Source organism: Bacillus sp. AFS001701, from assembly GCF_002559405.1.
Lineage (GTDB): Bacteria > Bacillota > Bacilli > Bacillales > Bacillaceae_G > Gottfriedia.
The window spans coordinates 1-2317 of record NZ_NTZO01000450.1 but is presented as its reverse complement, the minus strand read 5'-3'; the positions used below and the strand labels follow the sequence as shown (position 1 = coordinate 2317).

The window sequence follows — 2317 nt, the reverse complement described above, 5'->3', positions numbered from 1 at the left end:
GTATTAGGATTTATAAATCATAATAGCTGCGTTTATTTCTATTTTAATAAAGCTGCTACTTTTTTCATTTATTGACATAACTTAACTATTTTATAACTATGCAAAAATTAAAAAAACGTATGGACAAATAATGATAAGTTACAAACTTTTTTTGAGGATTAACGCACCTATTTTTAAAAACAATAATACGATATAGAATTAACTTTAGTTTTATAGGGAAATAGCCCAGAAAGGAGAAAAAAACATGTGCGGTATAACTGGGTGGGCAGATTTTCAAAAGGATTTATCCAATGTAAATTCAGTCACAAAAAAAATGGCTGAAACATTGTCTAAACGAGGGCCAGATGATACGAATATTTGGACGTCGAATCATTGTAGTTTTGGCCACAAAAGATTAGTTGTAGTTGATCCAGTAGGTGGAAAACAACCGATGCGTAAGACGAAAGGTAACTTCACGTACACGCTTTGCTACAATGGTGAGTTGTATAATACTGAGGATATTAGAAAAGAACTTTTAAAAAGAGGCTATACGTTTCAAGGGCATTCAGATACAGAGGTACTACTTACAAGCTATATTGAGTGGAAGGAAGCTTGTGTAGACAAATTTAATGGAATATTTGCTTTTGCAATCTGGGATGAAGAAAAGGAAAGCCTATTCATTGCAAGAGACCGTTTAGGTGTTAAACCTCTATTTTATAAAGAGGACTATAAAAGATTATTATTCGCTTCAGAAGTAAAGGCAATTTTAGCAAACCCTGGGGTGAAGGCTGAATTAACTGAAGAAGGGCTCTCAGAAGTATTTGGACTTGGTCCATCTCGTACACCTGGAAATGGTGTTTTTGATGGGATTAAAGAACTCCGTGGTGGTCACGCTATGACATTCTCAAGAAATGGACTTAAAATATGGAAATATTGGGATGTTAAAAGTGATATTCACACAGACTCAGTTGATGAAACGATTGAAAAAGTACGTTTTTATGTTGAAGATGCAATCGTAAGACAATTGGTTTCCGATGTGCCTCTATGTACGTTTTTATCAGGTGGAGTTGATTCTAGTACGATTACAGCAATTGCTGCAAATCATTACGCTAAAGAAGGAAAAGGACAATTAACCACCTATTCAATCGATTATGAGGAAAATGATAAATATTTTACATCAAGTGTATTCCAACCAAATTCAGATGCACCTTGGATTGAGTTAATGTCTTCAACATTTAATACAAATCATCAAAGATGTGTCATTACAAACGAAGAACTGGTTCAATATTTAGATGAGGCTACAGAGTGTCGTGATCTTCCAGGAATGGCGGATGTCGATTCTTCATTATTATGGTTTTGTCAAAAAATTAAACAGAACTTTGTAGTAGGCTTATCAGGAGAATGTGCTGATGAAATCTTTGGTGGATATCCATGGTTTCACCGAGAAGATGATTTGAACAGACCAGCGTTTCCTTGGATGAGATCAACAGAACTTCGTCAAAAGCTATTAAAAGACGATTGGAGTAAGAAGCTGAATTTAGCTCAGTACGTTCAAGATCGATACAACGAGACTGTAAAAGAAACGCCAATCCTTGAAGGAGAAAGTCCATTAGAAGCTAAAAGAAGACAACTATTTTATTTAAATCGTCAATGGTTTATGTCACAATTATTAGATCGAAAAGATCGGATGAGTATGGGAGCGAGCCTTGAAGTGCGTGTTCCTTTCGCAGATCACCGACTTGTCGAATATGTATGGAATATCCCTTGGGAGCTTAAAATGTATGGCGACCGTGAAAAAGGCATTTTAAGAAAGTCTCTTGAAGGTCTGTTACCAGATGATATCTTATACCGCAAAAAAAGCCCATATCCAAAGACGCATAACCCGGTATATACAAAATTAGTTGTTCAAAAATTAAAAGAAGCTTTAAAAGATAAAAGCTCAGCTCTTTACGAGTTTCTTGATAAAGAGCAATTAAATAGTTTAGTTGAAAGTGAAGGAAAAGCATTTCAAGTTCCATGGTACGGACAATTAATGTCTGGACCTCAATTACTAGCTCATTTATATCAAATTCATGTTTGGTTTAAAAAATTCAATATTAATGTGAAAGCTTAAAGTATGGGGGTGATCTTTTTCACCTCTTTTTTTTGTACGTTTAAAAAAACAGAGTGTAACTGCAAATAAAAAGCTTGAAAGTGGAAATAAAAGGGAGAGCTGCAAATAAAAAGTCAGAAAGCGCAATTAAAAACTTAGAATCGCAAATAAGAAAGGGGATTGCAATTAAAAATGTGGAATCACAAATAAAAAATGAGAATCGCAATTAAAAACGTGGAATCGCAA

Annotated in this window: 1 protein-coding gene; it reads left to right on the top strand. The window is 34.5% G+C overall.

Going from position 1 to position 2317, the window contains the following annotated elements; all coding sequences use genetic code 11:
* Window positions 1–244 precede the first annotated feature (244 nt).
* Window positions 245–2092, top strand: a complete 1848-nt coding sequence (asnB, locus tag CN514_RS20970) for an asparagine synthase (glutamine-hydrolyzing) (RefSeq protein WP_098234247.1) — start codon at window positions 245–247, stop codon at window positions 2090–2092.
* Window positions 2093–2317 lie beyond the last annotated feature (225 nt).